At 40.9% G+C, this 15,544-nt stretch carries 13 protein-coding genes; 10 read left to right on the top strand and 3 right to left on the bottom strand.

Going from position 1 to position 15,544, the window contains the following annotated elements:
- Window positions 1-78: 78 nt before the first annotated feature.
- From PU629_RS17615 to spxA, 6 genes are all read left to right on the top strand, one after another.
- Window positions 79-1,008, top strand: coding sequence for an ABC transporter permease (locus PU629_RS17615; RefSeq protein WP_275281340.1), 930 nt, complete (start codon window positions 79-81; stop codon window positions 1,006-1,008).
- Complete coding sequence (gene opp3C, locus PU629_RS17610) at window positions 1,005-2,012, top strand: oligopeptide ABC transporter permease (RefSeq protein ID WP_275281339.1); 1,008 nt, start codon at window positions 1,005-1,007, stop codon at window positions 2,010-2,012. Before PU629_RS17615 ends, opp3C begins: the two co-directional genes overlap by 4 nt.
- 23 nt (window positions 2,013-2,035) lie before the next feature.
- Window positions 2,036-3,055: an ABC transporter ATP-binding protein gene (locus tag PU629_RS17605; protein ID WP_275281338.1), complete on the top strand. Its 1,020-nt coding sequence runs from the start codon at window positions 2,036-2,038 to the stop codon at window positions 3,053-3,055.
- The gene (locus PU629_RS17600; protein WP_275281337.1) at window positions 3,055-4,086 is read left to right on the top strand and encodes an ABC transporter ATP-binding protein; all 1,032 of its coding nucleotides are present in this window, start codon (window positions 3,055-3,057) and stop codon (window positions 4,084-4,086) included. Before PU629_RS17605 ends, PU629_RS17600 begins: the two co-directional genes overlap by 1 nt.
- Before the next feature lie 882 nt (window positions 4,087-4,968).
- Window positions 4,969-5,094: a hypothetical protein gene (locus tag PU629_RS17595; protein ID WP_275281336.1), complete on the top strand. Its 126-nt coding sequence runs from the start codon at window positions 4,969-4,971 to the stop codon at window positions 5,092-5,094.
- Between the two features lie 468 nt (window positions 5,095-5,562).
- Window positions 5,563-5,958 (top strand): transcriptional regulator SpxA, encoded by a 396-nt coding sequence (gene spxA, locus PU629_RS17590; protein WP_275281335.1) that lies wholly within the window; start codon window positions 5,563-5,565, stop codon window positions 5,956-5,958.
- A 185-nt stretch (window positions 5,959-6,143) separates the two neighbouring features.
- On the opposite strand, the gene PU629_RS17585 is transcribed toward spxA, so the two are convergent.
- The gene (locus PU629_RS17585; RefSeq protein ID WP_275281334.1) at window positions 6,144-6,827 is read right to left on the bottom strand and encodes a TerC family protein; all 684 of its coding nucleotides are present in this window, start codon (window positions 6,825-6,827) and stop codon (window positions 6,144-6,146) included.
- Window positions 6,828-7,281: 454 nt separating this feature from the next.
- Here PU629_RS17585 and mecA point away from each other — a divergent pair, with 454 nt between their 5' ends.
- From mecA to pepF, 4 genes are all read left to right on the top strand, one after another.
- Window positions 7,282-7,959 (top strand): adaptor protein MecA, encoded by a 678-nt coding sequence (gene mecA / locus PU629_RS17580; RefSeq protein WP_275281333.1) that lies wholly within the window; start codon window positions 7,282-7,284, stop codon window positions 7,957-7,959.
- Between the two features lie 316 nt (window positions 7,960-8,275).
- Window positions 8,276-9,784, top strand: a complete 1,509-nt coding sequence (gene cls / locus PU629_RS17575; protein ID WP_275281332.1) for a cardiolipin synthase — start codon at window positions 8,276-8,278, stop codon at window positions 9,782-9,784.
- A gap of 764 nt (window positions 9,785-10,548) precedes the next feature.
- Window positions 10,549-11,775 carry a competence protein CoiA gene (locus PU629_RS17570; protein WP_275281331.1) on the top strand — a complete coding sequence of 409 codons (1,227 nt, stop codon included), beginning with the start codon at window positions 10,549-10,551 and terminating at the stop codon, window positions 11,773-11,775.
- Window positions 11,776-11,884: 109 nt separating this feature from the next.
- Complete coding sequence (pepF, locus tag PU629_RS17565; protein WP_275281330.1) at window positions 11,885-13,705, top strand: oligoendopeptidase F; 1,821 nt, start codon at window positions 11,885-11,887, stop codon at window positions 13,703-13,705.
- 505 nt (window positions 13,706-14,210) lie between these two features.
- On the opposite strand, the gene PU629_RS17560 is transcribed toward pepF, so the two are convergent.
- Together PU629_RS17560 and PU629_RS17555 are read right to left on the bottom strand one after the other, a co-directional pair.
- Window positions 14,211-15,089, bottom strand: a complete 879-nt coding sequence (locus PU629_RS17560) for a ClpXP adapter SpxH family protein (protein WP_275281329.1) — start codon at window positions 15,087-15,089, stop codon at window positions 14,211-14,213.
- A 2-nt stretch (window positions 15,090-15,091) separates the two neighbouring features.
- Window positions 15,092-15,493: a globin domain-containing protein gene (locus PU629_RS17555; RefSeq protein WP_275281328.1), complete on the bottom strand. Its 402-nt coding sequence runs from the start codon at window positions 15,491-15,493 to the stop codon at window positions 15,092-15,094.
- Window positions 15,494-15,544 lie beyond the last annotated feature (51 nt).

The raw sequence follows: 15,544 nt of genomic DNA, 5'->3' as shown, positions 1-15,544 counted from the left end.
TGTTTTTCTATTAAACTAATAAAGTGGCTTTATAAAGAACTTTCGACATTTTTTTTCAAAATACAAGGAGGGTTGACATTGATTAGATACATCGCTGGTCGAATTGGCTATCTCATCGTAACATTAATCATCATTGCAGCGATCACTTTCCTCATGATGGAATTATTACCGGGTTCACCGTTTAATTCTCAGAAATTAACGACAGAACAGATAGCAATATTAAAGCATAACTATCATTTAGACGATCCAATACCTGTTCAATTTATGACGTATATGGGGAATATGCTCCATGGTGACTTAGGGGTTTCCTTTGCTCAAAACGGGCGTCCTGTTACGCAAATATTGTCAACTAAGATCGGTCCATCAGCTTTAATTGGTTTAGAAGCCGTAATCGTTGGATCAATTATTGGCCTCTTACTGGGAATTATTGCCGCACTAAAGCGAAATTCATGGGCTGATTATCTTTCTAACTTTATATCGGTAATAGGAATATCCATTCCGTCTTTCGTTTTTGCTGGTCTTCTCCAATATTGGATAGGGGTTAAGCTTCAATGGCTCCCAATTGCCTTCTGGGGCGGTCCTAAGTACCAAATCATGCCAGCCTTTGCATTAGCGGTTGGGGTTATCGCAACCATTGCCCGGTTTATGAGGACAGAAATGCTGGATGTCTTAGGTCAAGATTATATTGTAACAGCAAAGGCTAAAGGGATGACGAGTGCATCTGTTATCTTCAAGCATACGATTCGAAATGCGATGATTCCGATCATCACCATTTTAGGACCGTTAGTGGTCAATATCATGACGGGGTCACTCGTTATTGAAAACATTTTTGCTATCCCAGGAATTGGGGCAGAATTTGTTGATTGTATTACACAGCGTGACTACCCTATGATTATGGGAACAACTTTAATGTACACACTATTATTCCTAGTTGTTGTATTAGTTGTTGATTTGCTATACGGTGTCATTGATCCAAGAATACGTCTAGGGGGAGGCCGTTCAGAATGACAGTAGAAAAAGATAAACTTTCAAAAGATTTGTTCACACCAGCTGATTTCTCTTCTGATGATAAAGATCTAGTCTCACGCCCTAGTATCGGTTTCTGGAAAGATGCCTGGATTCGTTTATCAAAGAATAGAGCAGCAATTGTAGGTCTTGTTGTTATCTTATTTATTGTGGTTATGGCGTTAATTGGACCACATATGAATAAGTGGGGATACAATGACCAATCGCTTATGCGGCAAAACTTGCCTCCTAAGGTTCATGGCCTTGGCTGGTTAGGATTTACAGGGAAAGACGGTTCTGGAACCGACCAATATGCTGCAAGCCATGTAAAAGATAATTTTTGGTTCGGGACAGATTCACTTGGTCGTGATCAATGGACAAGGATCTGGAAAGGAACTCAAATTTCTTTAATAATTGCTCTGGTAGCTTCAATTGGTGACTGTTTAATTGGTGTGGCCTATGGCGGGATTTCAGCCTATTATGGCGGCCGCATTGATAGCATCATGCAACGATTCATTGAGTTATTAATTGGTATTCCAAACTTGATCCTATTAATTTTGTTAATCTTATGGCTGCAGCCTGGAATGAAATCGATCATTCTCGCATTGATTATTTCGGGTTGGACAGGCATGGCTCGACTTGTACGCGGACAAATCCTGAAGCTTAAAAATCAAGACTTTGTACTTGCTGCCAGAACTTTAGGAAGCGCTGACCAGCGGATTATCTGGAAACACTTGATTCCTAACGTTCTTGGCCAAATAATTATCACACTAATGTTTACAATTCCAAGTGCGATTTTCTTTGAAGCTTTCTTAAGCTACATCGGATTAGGAATTGCAGCTCCTCAAGCATCGTTAGGTTCGTTAAACCAATCTGGTTTCCAGAACCTGCAAATCTATCCGTATCAAGCACTATTCCCAGCGTTGATCATCAGTATTTTGATGATTTCCTTCAACTTACTTGCTGATGGCTTGCGCGATGCATTTGATCCTAAAATGAGAAAATAGACAAAGAGAAAGGGGGAAACAGAATGGAAAACCTTTTAGAGATTAAAGACCTGCAAGTAACCTTTTCAACCTATGCTGCGAAAGTTCAAGCAGTAAGAGGTGTTAATCTTGAATTGAAAAAGGGTGAAACCTTAGCTATAGTAGGTGAGTCAGGATCGGGAAAGTCGGTCACCTCAAAGGCTGTTATGGGACTCATTCCTAACCCTCCTGGTAAAATTACAGGCGGAGAGATTCTCTTCGAAGGCCAAGACCTCACGAAGCTAAGCCAACGTAAAATGCAGCACATTCGAGGTAAAGATATCTCGATGATTTTCCAAGATCCAATGACGTCTCTCAATCCTACCATGACAGTGGGTTCACAAATCATGGAGGGGCTTAAGAAACATCAAAAGATGAACACAACTCAAGCTAAGAAGCGGGCTATAGAACTCTTACAGCTAGTTGGTATTCCAAATGCTGAAGTCCGTGTTAAGGAATATCCGCATCAATTTTCCGGCGGTATGAGGCAGCGCGTTGTCATTGCGATTGCTCTTGCCTGTAACCCTAAAGTGTTGATTGCGGACGAGCCGACAACCGCTCTTGACGTGACCATTCAAGCACAAATATTAGATCTCATGCGTGACCTTCAAGATAAAATGGAAACATCGATTATTTTAATCACACATGACTTAGGTGTTGTCGCCAATATGGCTCACCGAGTAGCTGTTATGTATGGCGGGAAAGTTGTAGAGACTGGGACAGTGGATGAAATCTTCTATAGTCCAAAGCACCCATATACTTGGGGTTTGCTTTCGTCTATGCCGCGTCTTAATCAAAAGGATGCTGAGCTTCTCGCAATACCTGGATCACCACCAGATTTAGCTGATCCACCGAAGGGTTGTCCATTTGCAGCAAGATGCCCACATGCCATGAAGGTTTGTTTGGAGCACATGCCAGACTTGATTCCTTCTTCAGAAACTCAGAAATCAGCTTGTTGGCTCTTAGATGAGCGGGCACCAAAGGTTGACCCCCCTGAAACGATTAGTGTAGGAGGTGCACGGTGATGGCTCAAGAAACAAAGAAGGCATCCGCTTCCTCAAAGTACGAGGGTCGCGAAAAAATAATGGAAGTTAAAAATCTCCAAAAGCATTTTAAAGTGGGCCGCAGTGCCATCCTTCAAGCTGTTGATAATGTTTCATTTGATATTTACAAAGGTGAAACGTTAGGTCTTGTAGGAGAGTCTGGTTGTGGGAAGTCGACAACAGGTCGTACACTTATCCGTTTGTATGAAGCGACAGGCGGTGAAGTCCTATTTAATGGGAAGCCTGTACATGGTAAGAAAACTCAAAAAGAAATTAAAGAATTTAATCGAAGCATGCAAATGATCTTCCAGGACCCATATGCATCACTTAATCCGCGTATGACCGTTGAAGATATTATTGCTGAAGGCTTAGATATTCATGGTTTAACGTCAACTCGTGAAGAACGACGTCAACGCGTCCATGAACTTCTTCAAGTCGTTGGTCTGAATAAAGATCATGCTAACCGTTATCCACACGAATTTAGTGGTGGTCAACGTCAGCGTATTGGGATTGCTCGTGCTTTAGCCGTAGATCCTCAATTTATTATTGCCGATGAACCTATTTCTGCGCTTGATGTATCGATTCAAGCACAGGTCGTCAATCTTCTTAGAAAACTTCAAGAAGAGCGCGGTTTAACCTATTTATTTATTGCCCACGATCTCTCAATGGTTAAACATATTAGTGATCGTGTCGGCGTTATGTATCTTGGAAATATGGCAGAGCTTGCTGAGAGTGATGAGTTATATGACAATCCGCTTCATCCTTATACTCAAGCATTACTTTCTGCTATACCAGTTCCAGATCCTGAAATTGAACGTTCTCGTGAGCGCATTATTTTACAGGGAGATGTACCAAGCCCAATTAATCCACCAAGCGGCTGCCGGTTTAGAACCCGCTGTCCAATGGCGCAGGAAATTTGTGCTCAAGTTACACCAAAATGGTTGGAAGCAAAAGAAGGCCATTATGTAGCTTGTCACCTGTTCGATGATGCGTATAAACACGAATTCAAATAAAAATAAAAGCCTAGTCTCTCTTGCTTAAAAGAAGATTAGGCTTTATTTTTGCTTAAGAAACTTTAAGATCTGAATTTATAGAGAACTCGGAATTGGACACTCGCATCCCGTGGACACGGCCGTTTGTCCGCAGCAAATGAGAGAATATCCACATCGTTAGACAACCACCCATTTTGCTAATCGTTTAGCGATAAAAATAGTGCCCGAGAAACATGCATGGGTTTAGTCTTAGAAGGGAGTCGCTTCTGTTAGAGATTTGTTTTTATCTTATTTTTTCTTAGTCTTAGCCCTTATAATTAAGCGGGTTATGAAGGCGAGGAGCGTCACCCATAGAATTGGTTTGAGAAAGCTAATGGAATGACCACTAAATTGTTCTAAGAAGACTAATAGAAGCAGGACAAGACACCCTATTATTGAAATAAGGGTTACCATTTTATAAAACAAAGGAATCAGCCTTTCTAAGTGATAAACTCGCTTTCATGTCAAACATGTGGAAAGCGCCTGTCACGCAAATTGTTTTAATGGGTTTGAACTATCTATACTATAGCATTTGAACAGAACTCTAAAAAGGTTTCATCCGAAAAGTGAAGGGACTCGTCATCAATTCGGGTAAGTTGACATGCATTTCTTCACTTGAAATCGGCAAATTTGGGTAAAGAGGAAGACACGCTGAAAGAGCTTAAGGCATAAACTAATAGAAAAAGTCAAAGACAGTAAGACACCATTTTTGTTCACAAATAAAAGTCTTTTTTGATTGAACTATTAATCTTTTAATGAAGGCTTGACAATTGATAAGGAAAGGTAAGACAATATACTTATCATTAATGGGGACTATCATCTTCCATTAATAAATTGGTGCCTTAAAGGGAGGAGTGAGCCTATATGAAGCCAAATGATAGAAAGCGGAAGAAACGCAGTGCTTTGAAGAAATGGTTAAAGGATCGATTCGGTCAGCTGGGCCTTCAACAAAAGCCTTCTCAGGCACCTCAAACCAAAATATCTGCCTAATAAATTTGCGACGACTTGTTCTTTGTCAGAAGGGTCGTCTTTTTTAGATGGAAGTATAAAGTGCTTGCAAGGCCAGCCCTTCGCCTAAAGGCTTGGAGCGAGCCTTGTTTTCTTTAATTTTGCGCCCAAAAATTAGTTCACGCAGAAGGAAAATCTCCCTTCTATTTGTGGGAGGTTCTAAAAATAGATCGATTTCGTGTTAATCATTAGAATGTTAAGGGAAATTTAAGAGGTGTAAGCTATTATTTTACATAGGGACTATAGTCGCATTCTCAACAATTAGAAGGTGCAGTGAATAAACGACAATTTTTGAAAAAGTGGTTTCATTCAAGTAAATAAAGGGAATTAGGTCTATGGTCATTCACAAAACAGGCAAAAATAAAGGCTAGTCAAATTAGAAATATTATAATATAATAATAGATGAGTTATTGTGGATAAGTGACATTTCCTTTTAAGGAGGGTGAGACCATGGTCACTTTATATACATCACCAAGTTGTACATCTTGTCGGAAGGCAAAGGCATGGCTTAATGAACATGACATACCGTTTGTTGAACGTAATATCTTTTCTGAACCACTCTCAATTGAGGAAATTAAAGAGATTTTGAGAATGACAGAGGAAGGAACCGATGAGATTATCTCAACTCGCTCCAAAGCGTTCCAAGAGTTAAACATCCAGTTGGACACGCTGCCATTACAGGATTTATATGAAATTATTCAAAACAATCCCGGCCTTCTAAGACGTCCAATCATGATTGATGAAAAACGCCTTCAAGTTGGGTATAATGACGATGAAATTCGCCGTTTCTTACCTAGAAAAGTAAGGACATTTAAACTTCAAGAAGCTCAGCGCATGGTTAATTAATTCCATACAGATGGTTTGTTTAAGAAGAACATGAGAGCTTAGGCACTCGTGTTCTTCTTTTCTAATAGCCTTCTATGACGCTTTCACCAACTAATAGAAATTTAGCTAACCTTTATTTCTAGGCAACCAAATTGGACTTATTTTCAGGGGGAGGCAACTTAGCCTTGAGCACTCTGTTAGGCGTGTTAAGAAAGGTGCTGTGAAGAGTGGTGGTTCAGCCTATTTTTAAGCCAACCACTGATAAGTACCGAAGTGATTATAATAGCCATCGTAATCGGCTTTATATTAGGGTGGTCATTGACCCATGGTGTGAGCTTTGGTTCGCTGACAATCATGTTAGCTGCGGTATAAGCAAGGATAGCGCCGCCAATATAGATCAGGCCGGGGACATATTCCATAGCGATTAGTATAATTTTACTTCCCCATATTATAATAGGAACAGAGAAGCATAAGCCTAACACAACGAGCTCAATATGGCCATCTGATGCGCCAGCTATGCCCAAAATATTATCGAGACCCATGACAAGGTCAGCGATAACAATGGTCCGAACGGCCGAGAATAAGGTGGTGCCTGCTTGGACATGCATGTCTTCGTTTTGATTGGCAATTAAACGGTAGGCAATGACGACTAGTAAAAGACCGCCTAACAGGAGCAGAAGGGGGATTTTTAGTAAGACCACCATAATGCCGGTTAAACAGATTCTCAAAACAACGGCTAACCCTGTTCCCAAAATAATAGCTTTGTTTCGTCTTTTTTCTGGAAGTCTTCTACAGGCAAGTGCGATGACGACTGCATTGTCTCCTCCTAATACAATATCTATGAGGATTATGTTTAAGATTGAAAACAAGGTCTCCTGCGTTAGGGACATAGGTAATCTCCTTTCAAGTCTCTACATCATGTTTATGCAAACTTGTCCTCTATATGACAGGAGCCGGCAAGTTCAAATTGTGAAAAATCCTTTCTAAATATTTCTTCTTTTTGTTAGCAAATCTTATTAATGTTTGATAAAATACGGTCATACACTAATGATGACACAGTGGTATGGGCAAATGTGTTATTTGTCACCATTCAGGCTTTTTGAATTTCAATTGGCTTGGATTTGTCATACAATAGATGTATAAGAGGTTCTATCACAGTTTAGTAAGACAGCAAATGTGTTAAGACTTGTTGTTCAAAAAAGGCGGTTAACAGGTCTTGTCTTTCAAAGCGATGGGAAGGACTTGTGTTCTGGGAGAGCCATAAAAAGAGTCGCCATTTTTGAACACCATTCGGGTATGTCGCTCCCAACTTTTTTAAATTAATGATGGAAGGGAGAGATCGACGTGGAAATCGAACGCGTCAATGAGTACACGTTAAAGTGCTTTATTAGTTATCTCGATATTGAGAATCGTGGCTTTACTCGTGAGGATATTTGGTCTGATCGAGAGCGCGGAGAGGAACTGTTCTGGGAAATGATGGATGAAGCGAATCATCAAGAATCCTTCCCTCTAGAAGGTCCTCTATGGATACAAGTCCAAGCGCTAGAAAAGGGATTGGAGATCATTGTCACCCGAGCCCAGTTATCAAAGGATGGCTCCAAGTTAGAACTTCCCATATCACAGGACAAACATCTTGATATTCCTGTTAATGAAAGCTTCGAGGATCTCTTATCTGAACGTCATGAGAAGAGAAACAAAACAGAAGAAGATTCAGAGGATGAATGGACAGAGGATGACCTCACCTTCCTCATTCAGCTTGAAGATTTTGAATCGATGATTGCTTTAAGCGCACGGGTGAGCACGGATAACATTTTAACACACTTATACCATTATGATGGGGACTACTATCTCGAAGTTGTTTTCTCAGATATCTTGACAGAGGATGAACAAGAAGATCGTCTCAGTCTCATCTTAGAATATGGGTTTGAAACGGGTTTATCCAATCATGTGTTGCATGAGTATGGCAAGCTGATCATGCAAGATCATGCTATAGAGACAACTCGCCACTATTTCTCTAATTAACAATAAACCGATTTCCATTTTGGAAGTCGGTTTTGCTTATTTTATATCCCGAATGGCTTTGTACTTTAACGTTTTTGTAAAAAAAGGTAAACTATAATTAGACCACTACCCACTTCTTAATCTATTCTTTATCTAAGCGATGGGTGCGTTCATTTCTTTTGACCCTTCCTTTTTTCTTATGATTTTATAGAGGTACGGATTAAATGTGTGTGAAAAAGGTTAAGCGCTTATTTTCTAAAACTAGACGCCATCTTAACCGTTAGTAAGCTTACTAAAAAGACGCGAGTTATAGGGATGAGTCAAAAGGAGTCACGATATGAAAAGGCAATTACAATTAACCCTTTTAATTATTGGGGCTTTGGTGCTCCTTTATTTCTTGCAGAATTGGCAACGCTGGATTTATGAGACCTTGAATGTTGGTTTATCACTCTCTGTAGTTTTTATAGGGATTGTCATTTTCTTAGAGAATAGACAGCCTTCTAAAACGATTACTTGGCTGATGGTTCTCGCTATTTTTCCAGTCGTGGGCTTTATTGTCTACATTATTTTCGGAAAAAGTTATAGAAAGAAGAGGCTGTTTCGAAAACGTGCTTTCCTCAATGAAATGACGTATGCTGAAGCGTCGCCAACAAGTCAGCTGGATCATGAGAAGCTCGCCTTAATGGGGGAAGATCAGAGCCGAACATTGAAGCTTGCTCAGCGCTTAACGCCCTTTCCGATCTCGTTTGGTACAGAGACGAAAATATTGACAAATGGTGAAGCGACCTTCAAAGAAATTATGGACGCCATTGAAAAAGCAGAGCACCATATTCATATGGAATATTATATTGTGCGTCATGATGAACTTGGAACTAAAATAAAGGATCTTTTGGTTAAAAAAGCGAAGCAGGGGATTGAGATTCGCTTTATGTTTGATGCGGTTGGGAGTTGGCGGTTATCAAGGCATTATGTTGAAGAGCTGAAAGAGGCAGGTGCAGAGGTTGTCTCCTTTTTCCCTGTTAAAGTCCCTTTGTTAAATCATAAAATCAATTTCCGCAATCATCGAAAAATCGTCGTAATTGATGGAAAGATTGGGTTCATAGGCGGATTAAACATCGGTGACGAGTATCTTGGTAAACATCCCTCCTTTGGCTTTTGGCGGGATACTCATTTATATGTGAGAGGAGAAGCTGTGGAAAGCCTCCAAACGATTTTTTTACAGGATTGGTATCATATGACAGGGACGGTTCTAACCGATCCTATTTATTTTAAAGCAGAGCCGGCAATCGGGAAAAATTTTGGGGCTGTTCAAATGATCGCTTCATCTCCTGATGACGAATGGGAGGTAATAAAGAGCCTGTTCTTCTCCATGATCGTCTCAGCCAAACGTTCCATTTGGATTGCCTCTCCCTATTTGATTCCAGATGATGATATTTTGAGTGCGCTCAAAGTGGCCGCCCTTAGTGGGATTGACGTGAAATTGCTTGTACCCAACCGTCCTGATAAACGAATTGTTTTTTATGCGTCCCATTCCTATTTTCCAGAGCTCTTAGAAGCAGGGGTTAACATTTATGATTACAAAGCGGGTTTCTTGCATAGCAAAGTGATTATTGTCGATCATGAATTTGCTTCTATTGGAACCGCTAATATGGATATGAGGAGTTTTCATCTGAATTTTGAAGTCAATGCGTTCTTGTATCGAACAGAGAGTACGGTTCAATTGGTTGCGGACTATATTAAAGATTTGGAAAGCGCAACGCCAATTGTTTTGGACGTTTTTAGAAAACGGCCGATCATCACAAGAGTGGTTGAATCCACCTCACGCCTCTTGTCGCCGCTGCTGTGAGCGAACGCCAATAAAAAGCCATGGCTACTAAAATAACACTATAATTAGAAGACAAAAGCTTGGGGGATCCCAAGCTTTTATCTTTAATAGGAGAGGCTAAAGCAGATTTGATAAATAAATGGGGATTTTCCCCTTAATGCTTGAGGGTGGGGAGTGAGCTTCTGTGATTTTGGGCTGACCTTTTATGATTTTTGACCAACCTTCTCGGATTTTTTAGCGACCTTCTTGGATAAAAGGAGAACCTTCTTGGATTTTGCGCTCCTGGATGAGGGTGGGGAGTGAGCTTCTGTGATTTTGGACTGACCTTTTGGGATTTTGGGCAAATCTTCTCGGATGTTTTGGCGACCTTCTTGGATAAATGAGCAACCTTCTTGGATTTTGCGCTCCTGGATAAAGCTGGATGAGAGCTTCTGTGATTTTTGGTAGACTTTTTATGATTTTTGACAAACCTTCTTGGATTTTTTAGCGACCTTCTTGGATAAAAGGAGAACCTTCTTGGATTTTACTCACGTGGATGAGGGACGGGGGAGAGCTTCTGTGATTTTTGACAAACCTTCTTGGATTTTTTAGCGACCTTCTTGGATAAATGGAGAACCTTCTTGGATTTTGCGCTCCTGGATGAGAGTCGGGAGTGAGCTTCTGTGATTTTTTGGCCAAGCTTCTCACGTGTAAGCTTCGTCATCATTTTAAATCTAATAAGAAGGAACTCGACCTTCTTGTGCCGAATTTAGAAGCATAAGATAAATTCATCTTGGAGGTGAGCGATGTTAGTCGCGCTTTGGAAAGATGGAACCCCCTTTTCTCTGGCGGAACCGCATGAATACAGTTGGCTCTTAAAGCAAAGAGAAGAACAAACCTTCTTGTGCCCGATTTGCCATTCACCGCTTTTAATGAAGCTTGGTATGAAGAAGTGTTATCATTTTGCTCATAAGAGGGAGTCAGATTGTTTAAGTCATTCCGAGCCAGAGACCCCAGCACATATTCAAGGAAAGAAGGACCTGTACGAGTGGCTCAAGAAGCAGGAGCTCAGTCCAAAATTGGAATGGTACTTTCCAGAAATTAACCAGCGTGCAGATGTGGGACTTACGTGTTTTCCCCAGTCACTTGCTTTTGAATTCCAATGCTCGACCATACCGATTGAGAAACTATTAGAAAGAGACAAAGGCTATCGTAACAGAGACATGCAGCCGATTTGGATATGGCATAAGAAACGTCTCCGGCAATTAAGCACCCATACCTTTCAACTCACCCCGCTTGAATGGAGTACCCTTCGCTTTCCCTTTATTCATCCCCCACTAACTTTACGCCAGCAACAAAAAGGATTTTTAATTTTTTATGAACCTTCAAGTCAGTACGTCACCTTTTTATATCATCTTATCCCTCTTAATTCACGTCGGGTTATGGCCGAGAAAGTGACACGGCCGCTTGGCTCCTTATCCTTGCAAGATCTCTTGAAACCCTTTCTCCTCCCCAAACAACACTCACTGCTAGCTAACTGGATGATGGTCAAGAAGAAATGGCGAGTCGGTTATGTTGCCTATTCTCAAGTGTTTGAATATGAACTTCAGCGTGTTGCCAGTAACAAAGCGGTCGTATGGAAGGCATTCCCTGGAGTCGTAGGACTGCCAACTGGAGATTTTGCCTGTATTGAAACCCCCTGCTATCAATGGCAGGGTTGGATTTGCTTGATCTTCCTATTTGGCTATTCGGAAGGCACACTTATTGAATGGGAGACAGTACGGTATAAGTTCTCACAATTAATTAATAGAAGGTGGATACGGGTTCAGATCCGCTGTGAAACACTCAACAATTGGGAGACGGTTGTTCTAAGCTATCTCCAAGCCCTATGTACATTAGGTTATTTAAGACTGGAATCAAAGGGCGCATATGTTATAGAAAAAAAGCTTGAATGGCCAGAGCCTTTTCTCGATGAATTAATGAAAGAAGATCAACACATGCTAGAGTTTTGGTTGAGCAAGGAAAAGGGATGAATGGGAATACGTAAAGTATAGTAGAATAAAGAGGGAGGATTATCCATTTATTAAAGAGAAATATTATTAAGTAAGAATGATTCAGAATGAGATCATGGAGGTGTCAGGCATGGCGCAGACCGAAGCAAAAGATGTTTTAACAAGGCAAGATGTCCCAGATCTAGAAAAATGGGATTTGGAGAAGATCTATAGCAGTATAGAAGAATGGGAAAAGGCTTTTGAAGAAGTAAAAGCACTCGTCCCGAAAGTGGTCGCTTACAAAGGAAAATTAGGTGAGTCAGCAGAGACGTTGTTCAATGCTCTGCAGCAAGAGGATGAGTTGACCAAAACATTTAGTCAATTAATGGTCTATGCTCATATGAAGGCAGATGAAGATACGGCGAATCCGACATTTCAAGCGCTTAATGACCGAGGGCGTCAGTTAGGTGCGATGGTTGGCGCACAGCTTTCATTTCTAGTACCGGAAATATTAGCCATTCCAGAAGAGACGCTTAATTCTTTTATAAAAGAAAATAAGGACTTACAGCTATATCGCCACCTATTAGAAGATTTAAATCGTGAACGTCCCCATATTTTGGATGAAGAGAAAGAGGCCTTGCTAGCTGAAGCGAGTGAAGTCATGGCAACCGCCTCAAATACTTTCGGAATGCTAAATAATGCCGATCTTGAATTTCCAAAAGTAATGGATGAATCGGGTAAAGAGGTTCAGTTAACGCACGGACGTTATTCCAGCTTGATTCGAAGCAAGGATCGAGAGGTTCGTAAAGGGGCGTTTCTTGCCATGCATGAAACGTATGAAAACTTTAAAAATACGTTTGCGGCAACCCTTGGAGGATCTTTTAAGCAGGATAACTTCAATGCGCGTATCCGTCATTACAATTCAGCACGAGAGGCCGCTCTTGCCGGGAACAATATCCCTGAATCGGTCTATGATAATTTAGTGGAAACGGTCAATGAGCATTTACCGCTCCTTCATCGCTATGTGGAAATTCGCAAAAAGGCACTTGAGTTAGACGATCTGCACATGTACGATCTTTATAACCCTCTTGTGAAAGATGTCGAGATGAAAGTGACTTATGAGGAAGCTAAACAGCTTGTTTTAGAGGGGCTTGCTCCAATGGGTGAGGAATATGTCTCCATTCTTAAAGAGGGATTTGATAGCCGCTGGATAGACGTGCGTGAGACAAAGAATAAGAGAAGCGGGGCTTACTCATCTGGAACTTATGGAACCATGCCTTACATCCTTTTGAATTGGTCAGATGAGATCAATGATGCCTTCACGCTTGCACATGAATTAGGGCATTCCCTACATAGCTATTACACCCGGGAGAACCAGCCTTATCCTTATGCTAATTATTCCATTTTTGTTGCTGAGGTGGCCTCTACTTGCAATGAAGCGCTCTTCAATCATTATCTGCTTCAGCAAACAGATGACAAAAAGAAGAAGCTCTATCTTTTAAATAATCAGTTAGAAGGCTTTCGTGCGACCGTGTTCCGCCAAACTATGTTTGCTGAATTTGAGCAGCTTGCCCATGTTGCCAGCGCTAATGGCGAAGCACTGACGGCAGAAAAATTCACAGAGATCTATTATGATTTAAATAAAAGATATTTCGGGGATGGCATGACCGTCGATAAAGAAATTGGCATCGAGTGGGCTCGAATTCCCCATTTTTACCGCAATTTTTATGTGTTCCAATATGCCACAGGATATAGTGCTGCTGCTGCTCTCTCTAAACAAATTTTGGAGGAAGGCGAAACAGCGGTTCAGCGTTATAAAGAGTTTCTTAAAGCAGGAAGCTCTGATTACCCAATTGAGGTCCTGAAAAAAGCAGGAGTCGATATGACAACAAAGGAGCCCGTTAAACAAGCCTTCCAATTATTTGAGAGTGTCTTGGACGAAATGGAAGCCTTGCTTTTTGAAGGAGAGTAACAAGATAAATTCTTGAAACGAAAAAAGCGTCCCAAGCGTTTAGGGGCGCTTTTCTTATACATTTGGGGCAACCTTTATTTCTGTGACCCCAAAATGTATAGAGGTCACATGAGGTGTCCTTTAGGGCAGGCCAAACAGTCTAACCCGTCTCTTTAATGCATTGTGGATTTTTCCTTTTTTTCTGACGGCGCGAAAAGAAGTATAGTTATAAGAAGACAAATAAAGAAAACAACACCTGTAATTAGCAAAGAGGAAAGATGCATAAGGCCGAGAACATAATAGAAAAAGGAGATAAGAGTCAAAATAATGGCTGAAATGCGAATAAGAAGCACTGGAGTTCCCTCCCTTGTATTAATTAAGAACTGGAAAAGCCATTTTATTTCGTCTACAAATACTTTATGAATACAAGCCTCTGAAAATGCGTAGCGCCTTATTTTTAAAGTTTTTTTCCAAATAAAAAGGCCACAGGACCTTTTAGGAAGCCCTATGGCTGTTTCTAACTCGATTAATCCCCAATATATCTCCAGAACGTTCCATATTTAACGGGGACGGCTTCAACAATTTGTTTGAGCTGAAGCTTTTTAAGCTCTCGTTCTGCTTCCGCCTCCTCTAGATCATAAACCACAGCCAATTCCTTTGTCGCAATAAAGTGGTAATCCTTCAAAAACGACACCATATCAGGCGGTGATTTTGGAGAAGGAGGGTTGCCCAACATTTCGGTTAAAATTTGTACATAAACACTGTAAGGATATCGCCCCGAAATTTTTATGCCTTCCTCATCGGATTTAACGTTAAAAAAGACAAGGGTTGGGATGTCAATGACTTCCATTTCAGAGATGATTTTTCGATCACATTGAAAAGCCTTAATAGGCCCATTAGAATCCAAATCCTTTTGGAATTCATTTAAATCAAGTTGAGCTGCCTTGGCACACGCCAACAAGATTTCTTCATCGTTGATATCCTGTTTAGCGAGGAACAACTTTTCTTGCAAAATGCGAAGAAAACGCTGGCCGGCTAATCTCCCCTGTAATTCTGCCGCCTTAACTGCTATGATGGCTTTCCATGGAGAGGGAGGAGAATCGCGAAGAACTTGATCGTCGCATGACATCCCTGTTAAGTTGGCGGTTTTGCCCCATTGAATGGATTGTAACTTCTTATCTAATGATTTGTTGGATTCATTTAAGTTAATACCAAGCAAAGTTCTAATAGATAAATACTCTCCGTATTCAATCGCCAATTTCTTGGTAATAGGTTCAAGTCCCCAACATTCAGGGCATATAGGATCGAGAAAAGAATAAATTTCGATGGGCTTAATTTTCTTAACATCCATAGACAATGAACACATTTCATTGCCTTTACTCCCATCACAGGTGGATCTATACATGATCATCCCCCTCTCATATTAAGGTCATCTTGATTCATCATATGATGTGCAGTGAGGGACAGTCTTTGAAAGATTAGTTCACGCCAAGGCTCTGGAAGCTTAATTTCCTCCATTGCCCCCGACATACAACTTAACCAAGCTTCTCGTTCTTTGTTGCCAATAGGAAAGCGCAAGTGTCGTTTGCGTAACATAGGATGCCCAAATTCTTCAGTATATAAAGGAGGGCCTCCCAGGAATTGAGTAAGAAACTGTTTCTGTTTGCGTGCCGTTTCCTTAAAATCATTTGGAAACAGCGGAATGAGCGTGGGATGCTCGGATACTCTCTTATAGAAAGCGGTGACGAGACGCTCAACCGTCTCGAAACCTCCAATTTCATTATAGGCATTATATTCTGTTCGACTCATTTCATTTTTGGCCCCCAAAGAAATAGCGCTGTATCCGACCTTGTATTTGGT

Source organism: Pullulanibacillus sp. KACC 23026 (genome assembly GCF_029094525.1).
Lineage (GTDB): Bacteria > Bacillota > Bacilli > Bacillales > Sporolactobacillaceae > KACC-23026.
This window is presented reverse-complemented; position numbering and strand designations above follow the sequence as displayed.

Excerpts from the sequence above, each read along its gene's own strand:
- PU629_RS17560 (WP_275281329.1), bottom strand. The coding sequence starts at position 15,089 with ATGTATAGATCCACCTGTGATGGGAGTAAAGGCAATGAAATGTGTTCA.
- PU629_RS17555 (WP_275281328.1), bottom strand. The coding sequence starts at position 15,493 with ATGAGTCGAACAGAATATAATGCCTATAATGAAATTGGAGGTTTCGAG.
- PU629_RS17600 (WP_275281337.1), top strand. The coding sequence starts at position 3,055 with ATGGCTCAAGAAACAAAGAAGGCATCCGCTTCCTCAAAGTACGAGGGT.
- PU629_RS17605 (WP_275281338.1), top strand. The coding sequence starts at position 2,036 with ATGGAAAACCTTTTAGAGATTAAAGACCTGCAAGTAACCTTTTCAACC.
- pepF (WP_275281330.1), top strand. The coding sequence starts at position 11,885 with ATGGCGCAGACCGAAGCAAAAGATGTTTTAACAAGGCAAGATGTCCCA.
- PU629_RS17595 (WP_275281336.1), top strand. The coding sequence starts at position 4,969 with ATGAAGCCAAATGATAGAAAGCGGAAGAAACGCAGTGCTTTGAAGAAA.
- PU629_RS17585 (WP_275281334.1), bottom strand. The coding sequence starts at position 6,827 with ATGTCCCTAACGCAGGAGACCTTGTTTTCAATCTTAAACATAATCCTC.
- cls (WP_275281332.1), top strand. The coding sequence starts at position 8,276 with ATGAAAAGGCAATTACAATTAACCCTTTTAATTATTGGGGCTTTGGTG.
- PU629_RS17570 (WP_275281331.1), top strand. The coding sequence starts at position 10,549 with ATGTTAGTCGCGCTTTGGAAAGATGGAACCCCCTTTTCTCTGGCGGAA.
- spxA (WP_275281335.1), top strand. The coding sequence starts at position 5,563 with ATGGTCACTTTATATACATCACCAAGTTGTACATCTTGTCGGAAGGCA.
- opp3C (WP_275281339.1), top strand. The coding sequence starts at position 1,005 with ATGACAGTAGAAAAAGATAAACTTTCAAAAGATTTGTTCACACCAGCT.